Source organism: Acetobacter papayae JCM 25143, assembly GCF_000613285.1.
GTDB classification, from domain to species: Bacteria; Pseudomonadota; Alphaproteobacteria; order Acetobacterales; family Acetobacteraceae; genus Acetobacter; species Acetobacter papayae.
Genome location: NZ_BAIN01000101.1, coordinates 1 through 5,994 on the forward strand (window position 1 = coordinate 1; position 5,994 = coordinate 5,994).

The following is a 5,994-nucleotide window of genomic DNA, read 5'->3' on the forward strand; positions in this document are numbered from 1 at the left end:
TGGCGCTGCCTCCGTTACGGGCAGATGCTCGCACTCGATGGGGGGCAGCACCTGCAATGGTCTCCGGCGATGGCCGCCGGCGACGCTCTGGAAGAATAGAACCATCATGTCCGTTTTCGCTCCCTGGGTGGAAAAGCCGCCCCTGCGCTGCCTGTTCATCAACAACATGCTGCTGGACGCCAATATTGGCGTGTTCCCGCATGAGCAGGGGGTAACACAGCGTATCCGCATTTCAGTCTGGTTCGGGGTGGATGACCGGACCGACCTTGAAATCGGGGCGGATGACCTCAGCCGCACGGTGTCTTACGAACAGGTGGTGGTGCTGATCCGCCGGATTGTGGCGGAAGGGCATGTGCGTCTGGTGGAAACACTGGCCGAGCGGATTGCCGCGGGCGTGCTGGCCGATACGCGCGTGCGCGTGGTGCGGGTGCGGATCGAGAAACTGGACGTGTTCGAGGAAATCGAAAGTGTGGGGGTGGAAATCGAACGCCGCCCGTGCAGCCCGTAACTACCGGGGCTGTTTTTTGCCATACCCCCCGCGCTGCCTGATGAATGTGCTGCGCGGGGACAGTCCTCAATGCGTGTGCCGGTGGTGCAGGTCCGGGTAATGGGCGTGGCGGTGTGTCAGCGCGACATGCTGGTGCCGGTGCGTATGGGGCTCGCCCGTTGGGTCGTTCGGGCCATGGCTGTGTTGGTGGTGGGCGTCGTGCGTGTGGCGGTGCTCATGCTCCATGCTGTCATGCGTGTGGTCATGCTCATGCCGCTCGGTCAGGTGCAGCCACAGGCCTAGCGCCATAAGTCCGCCCGCCAGCCCCAGCCGGAGGGTGGGGGCTTCGTGCAGCAGGGGAATGGCCAGACATGCGCCAGCGAACGGTGCCAGCGAGAAATAGGCCCCGGCCCGTGCAGCCCCGAGCGCACGCAGGCCCAGAATAAACAGCACAAGGCTGGCTCCATACCCGGTAAATCCGGTCAGGAGCGCGCCCACCAGCAGGGCAGGCGGTGGAAAACTGGCCCCCGTGGCCAGAGCCAGAGTAAGGTTGACCGTGCCTGCCACCAGCCCTTTTATCAGGGTGATCTGGGTCGGATCAGCGCCTGAAAGGCGGGCGGTGGCGTTATTGTCCACTCCCCAGCACAGGCAGGCCCCGGCTATCAGCAGTGCGCCCGTGCTGGCGGTGATACCTGCTCCTGACCACGACAGCACACAAGCCCCGGCAAGAATGGCAAACGCCCCCAGCACAACCCGCCTGTCGGTGTTTCATGAAAAACACTCCAGGCAATGACCATGGTGGCCAGCCCTTCCAGATTGAGCAGCAGCGAGGCTGATGCGGCATCCGTATGGGCCAGACCCAGCATCAGCAAGGCAGGACCGGCCATGCCCCCGGTCATTACTGCCAGTGCCAGCCAGCCAAAATCCGCCCGGCGTAGCGGGGCCTCCTGCGTGTGCAGCGGGCGCAGCCATGTTATGTGGCGCGTCCCGGTGCGCAGGGCCAGAAGCCCAAATCCCGAGCCTAGATAAAGCAGCCCCGCCAGCATGAGCGGGCTGGTTGACCCCAGCAGCAGCTTGGCCAGCGGCGTGCTGGCTCCAAACAGCAGGGCGGAGAGCAGGGCAAGGGCAATACCGGGCGGCGGAGGGGAGGCTGGCTTAGGCATGGCGGCAGGCTCTCACAGAGCAGGTATGGATGAAAACCTGAAAATGCATTCAGGTTTACGGAGCCGGTGGTGTGGCGTTACAGCCGGGCCCAGCGCTGTCCGTTATGTCCGTAAGGGAATGTTCGGCACTCTCAGCGTTCTGCATCGCAACGTTGTGTTCAAAACTGCCCAGCACAGCAGTCCAGAAGGCGCGCAGGCTTGGAAAGCGCCCCCAGTTTGGTGGATCATCAATTTCTACTGTCGGGTTGAGATTGATGACAGCCTTGCTGGTGCGCTCGATTTCTTCGTCAGTATAGGAGAGTAATGTCCTTATTTCGCGAATAGTGTCCTGATTGAAGATCTGGGTATAATTTTTTGGTGCGTTTCCAATAATTTCAGCCAGTGTCTCGCCATATAAATCGGCATCTTCACCGAACTCGCCGGACTTAAAATCACGCAGGCGGGGGAACATGTCTTCTATATCATTGTTAGAAAAATGCTCTGGGATAAAAGAAAATGTTATTTCTTCAGTGTAATTTTTCACGAGCATTGATGGGTCATTGCCAAGTGCTTTTTTTTGCAGAATAGGTTGGTCAATGCCGGGATTGTCCCAATGGATCAGGTTTTTTATATCTGGATCATTTGCGAAAATCTTTGAAATAAAAATCCAGAACTCCCGGAGATTTTTGAAACAATCAGAATCGGAATGTTTTTCTTTATATTCGGTATTATCGATATGACGGAATACTGCGGTTGCATACTCGATGTCATCATCAGAGTACGATAGTAAGTTGTTTAATTGATTTATAATTCTTATTTTTAAAGGGATACTATATTCCCGTTGTTTCTTGGTGATCTCTCCTATGATTTTGTCGAAAAAAATTCCTTTGTAATTTTCGCTCGGTTTGTAAAAAATACTATAAATAATATCGAATTTTTGACTTATAGCGAAAGCATGAAAGTTTTTGAGGGTGCGCATGGGGTATTCCATTGGGTTTTATGTGAAAAAATCTGATGATGTTTTTGCTTTAATTTTCATTGTTGCACCAACGTTGGCGTTTGCAAGCCAACTATCAGTATGTGTTGAATTTTCGTTAATGGCTCGATGAATTTCACGCTCTGCGGCCTAATTTGTAGTAAAATATGAAAGAAATTCATGTTTTTATTTTGCGAACCGGCGGTCGATATAAGCTTGGTTTAACATGCTTTAACAGGACATGCTCCTAACTTGCGATTATGCGGCGGGGCTTGGAGGTCAAGTGTCTCCTGCCGATGGGGGTAGAGAAGGACTTCCTTTTCAGGAGTTTTTACTGGTTGGGTTGTTTGTGGCGAAGGCCGGGGAAAGTGCTCAGGGGTTATGTTGTCGTTTTTGAAGGACAGGCGGCTTGCATCGGCAGCCGCTACGCGCAGTGCTCGTGTAGCGCCAAAATGGGCCGCGGCATGTATAATGCCGTCGGGAAGCATGGCATCAGCGGCCATTCCCACAAGATTGACGACAGCAGGGGGGGGCATGGGCTTTCTGTGCTGCGGCGCGGGCCATACGTTCGGTCCGGGTTTCTGAAGCCGTGCCGGTGCGCCAGGCGCGTTGCCCGGCAGTTACCATGTCGATGCCGTGAGCGGTAAGGGCAACCCCGCCGACTTTGCTGAGTATGGCTCAGGGCTGCCGAGCAGGGCGGCTCCCCCGGCAACTTCAGCCATGCCAAGACCTATGGTTAGGAGGCCTTCTGCTTTATTTATACTCTTCTGGCTAGGCAGATAGGGCCGGACAATGTTGACGAGCTGACGTTCGGTCATGACGAATGTCAGAGCGGGTTGCCGATGGGTCGTTTGCATGGAGTGTCCTGAAAGGCAGACACAAAAAAAGCCCGCCGGTGATGGCGGGCTTGCTGTGTTGCATAGGTGATCCTGTACCGTGGCTAGGCAACGGTGTCTTGCGGGATCATGATTTTACGGAGAAGCTTCGCTACTGCGTATGACAGTACGAATACTATCTAATCTCTAGCAAAAGCTGCGCGCGGGTGGCCAGAGAAAAGCAGAGTTGTGCCAGTATAAAACGTGCCGGCATAAAAAAAGCCTGACCATGGAGCATGGTCAGGCTGGATAACGCCAGTGTGTTCACACGCGCTTTACGGGAGTCCGCAGCGGGTGTGGGTCAGGCGGTATGTGTCAGGATTCGTGATCTTCGGAATCGGAGCTGACATCGATATCGGAGCTGATGTCGTCGTCGTCATCGTCCAGATCGGTCGAATCCTCCATCACGTCATCATCATCTTCGTCGGTATCGGTGTCGAGATCGATATCCTCGTCATCTTTCTTGACGGGGGTCACGCTTGCCGTGCTGGCCGACAGGCTGTCCACGCTGCGGCGCAGGCGGGGAACCAGTGCGGGCTGTTCTGTACCGCATTTGGGGCAAACTGCGGGAACGCGGCTCAGGTCGTAAAAGCGGGCACCGCAGGAGACGCAGACGCGTTTGGTGCCGAGATCGGGCTGGGTCATCTTGCTACCTGTCGATCCTGATCAGAAGGATGTCTGATCAAACAAGGAAGGGGGCGCACACCCCCGGAAAATACGGTCAAATCCGTCGGGCTGCCGCCAGGGCGCGCAGCCGGTGAGAATCGACCGGAAGCTAGAGCGAGGCCACATGCCATTGTGTTCTCACTCATGTCAAACCCGAAGGTGGGGGTAGTGTGCATTTTTCCGTGTCTGCCGTGTTGTGGCGGCGTCTGCTGGGGGTGGTTTTTATGGTGTAACCACCCTGTGGCGGATTGACTTGCGGGCGTGAGCGCCGGAATGAACAGGGTATGACACATGCACCTGCTTCCGCCTCCCGTCCGCTTACCGTGGCGCGTCCCGCTGCCCCGCTGGGTGGTGTCATCCGTGTGCCGGGTGACAAGTCCATCAGCCATCGTGCGCTCATGTTCGCCGCCCTCGCGCGCGGACAAACCACGATTTACCATCTGCTCGAAGGCGAGGACGTGCTGCGCACCGCCGCCGCCATGCGTGCGCTGGGTGCGCAGGTGGAGCAGCAGGGTGCGCTCTGGGTCGTATCCGGGCCGGGAGTCGGGCAGTTGAGCGAACCGGCTGATGTGCTGGACATGGGCAATTCCGGCACGGCGGCGCGGCTGCTTTCCGGTATTCTGGCCAGCCACGGCATGGCCTCCGTCATGACGGGTGATGCCAGCCTGCGCCGCAGGCCCATGAAGCGCGTGACAGACCCGCTGGCCGCTACCGGGGCAACCTTCATTACCCGCGAGGGCGGGCGGCTGCCGTTGGCCATACGGGGGCAGGCTAACCCGCCTGCGTTGGATTACCGCCTGCCGGTGGCCTCCGCACAGGTTAAATCCGCTGTTCTGCTGGCGGGGCTGAACGCCACAGGCACCACACGGTGGAAGAGCCCGTGCCCACGCGTGACCATACCGAAAACATGCTGCGCTATTTCGGCGCGAAGGTTGAGGTCGAAATCACCCCCGAAGGCGGGCGTATCATCCGCCTTGACGGCCGCCCCGATCTGGTAGCCCCCGAGTGGGCTGTTTGTTCCGGCGGACCCGTCCTCCGCCGCGTTTCCGCTGGTGGCGGCGCTGCTGGTGCCGGGGTCTGACATTACCCTGACGGATGTAGGGCTCAACCCGCTGCGGACAGGGCTGTTCACCACCCTGATGGAAATGGGCGCTCAGGTGGATGTGGTGGAAAAAGCATCCTCCGGTGGCGAACCCGTGGGCGATCTGCGCGTGCGGGCCTCTGCCTGCATGGGGTTGTGGTTCCCGCCGCCCGGGCACCGTCGATGATTGATGAATACCCGGTTCTGGCCGTGGCGGCAGCGCATGCCAAAGGCATTTCGCGCTTTTGCGGGCTGGAAGAACTGCGGGTGAAAGAAAGCGATCGCCTGTCCGCCACCGTGGCCCTGCTGCGTGAAAACGGCGTGCGGGCCGAAGTCGAGGGGGATGACCTTGTGGTGCACGGCACGGCGGGCGCCATACCCGGCGGCGGGCTTGTCACAACCCATATGGACCACCGGCTGGCCATGAGTGCCTCTGTCATGGGGCTGGTAGCCGAAAAACCCGTGCGGATTGATGATACCGCGTTTATCGACACCAGCTTTCCCGGATATTTGACGCTGATGAACCAGCTTGGTGCGGGGTTTGCCCAATGAGCGGCACGCAGGACACCAGCATGGCGCGCGGCGGCCCCGTTATTGCGGTGGATGGTCCGGCGGCGGCAGGCAAGGGCACATTGGCGCGGCGTCTGGCCGAGGCTCTGGGCCTGCCTTATCTGGATACCGGGCTGCTGTATCGCGCCGTGGGGCGTCTGGCGCTGGATGCCGGGCGCAATCCGGCGGACCCCGCACAGGATATTGCCCAGACCCTC

At 58.5% G+C, this 5,994-nt stretch carries 7 protein-coding genes and 1 pseudogene; 4 read left to right on the forward strand and 4 right to left on the reverse strand.

Annotated features, from left to right (window positions below; translation table 11 throughout):
* Nucleotides 1-106: 106 nt before the first annotated feature.
* Nucleotides 107-508: a dihydroneopterin aldolase gene (folB, locus tag JCM25143_RS14105; protein ID WP_025861685.1), complete on the forward strand. Its 402-nt coding sequence runs from the start codon at nucleotides 107-109 to the stop codon at nucleotides 506-508.
* Nucleotides 509-574: 66 nt separating this feature from the next.
* Here folB and JCM25143_RS25530 read toward each other — a convergent pair whose 3' ends face one another.
* The 4 genes from JCM25143_RS25530 to JCM25143_RS14125 all read right to left on the reverse strand — a co-directional run bounded on the left by JCM25143_RS25530 (nucleotide 575) and on the right by JCM25143_RS14125 (nucleotide 4,125).
* Nucleotides 575-1,237 carry an EamA family transporter gene (locus JCM25143_RS25530; RefSeq protein ID WP_456303610.1) on the reverse strand — a complete coding sequence of 221 codons (663 nt, stop codon included), beginning with the start codon at nucleotides 1,235-1,237 and terminating at the stop codon, nucleotides 575-577.
* Nucleotides 1,150-1,650, reverse strand: a complete 501-nt coding sequence (locus JCM25143_RS25535) for an EamA family transporter (RefSeq protein WP_456303611.1) — start codon at nucleotides 1,648-1,650, stop codon at nucleotides 1,150-1,152. The genes JCM25143_RS25530 and JCM25143_RS25535 overlap by 88 nt, the downstream gene beginning before the upstream one ends.
* 55 nt (nucleotides 1,651-1,705) lie before the next feature.
* Nucleotides 1,706-2,608, reverse strand: a complete 903-nt coding sequence (locus tag JCM25143_RS24415; protein ID WP_234395317.1) for a hypothetical protein — start codon at nucleotides 2,606-2,608, stop codon at nucleotides 1,706-1,708.
* 1,187 nt (nucleotides 2,609-3,795) lie between these two features.
* The gene (locus JCM25143_RS14125) at nucleotides 3,796-4,125 is read right to left on the reverse strand and encodes an FYDLN acid domain-containing protein (protein WP_025861688.1); all 330 of its coding nucleotides are present in this window, start codon (nucleotides 4,123-4,125) and stop codon (nucleotides 3,796-3,798) included.
* Nucleotides 4,126-4,430: 305 nt separating this feature from the next.
* Between JCM25143_RS14125 and JCM25143_RS20005 the strand changes: the two are divergent.
* The 3 genes and pseudogenes from JCM25143_RS20005 to JCM25143_RS20010 form a co-directional block, all read left to right on the forward strand.
* Nucleotides 4,431-5,414 (forward strand): annotated as a pseudogene (locus JCM25143_RS20005) (3-phosphoshikimate 1-carboxyvinyltransferase).
* Entirely contained in the window at nucleotides 5,411-5,779 is a 369-nt protein-coding gene (locus tag JCM25143_RS24900; RefSeq protein ID WP_267879973.1) for a 3-phosphoshikimate 1-carboxyvinyltransferase, read from the forward strand. The pseudogene JCM25143_RS20005 and the gene JCM25143_RS24900 overlap by 4 nt, the downstream one beginning before the upstream one ends.
* 20 nt (nucleotides 5,780-5,799) lie before the next feature.
* Nucleotides 5,800-5,994 (forward strand): (d)CMP kinase (locus JCM25143_RS20010; RefSeq protein WP_199897904.1); only part of this gene is annotated, 195 nt, incomplete at its 3' end.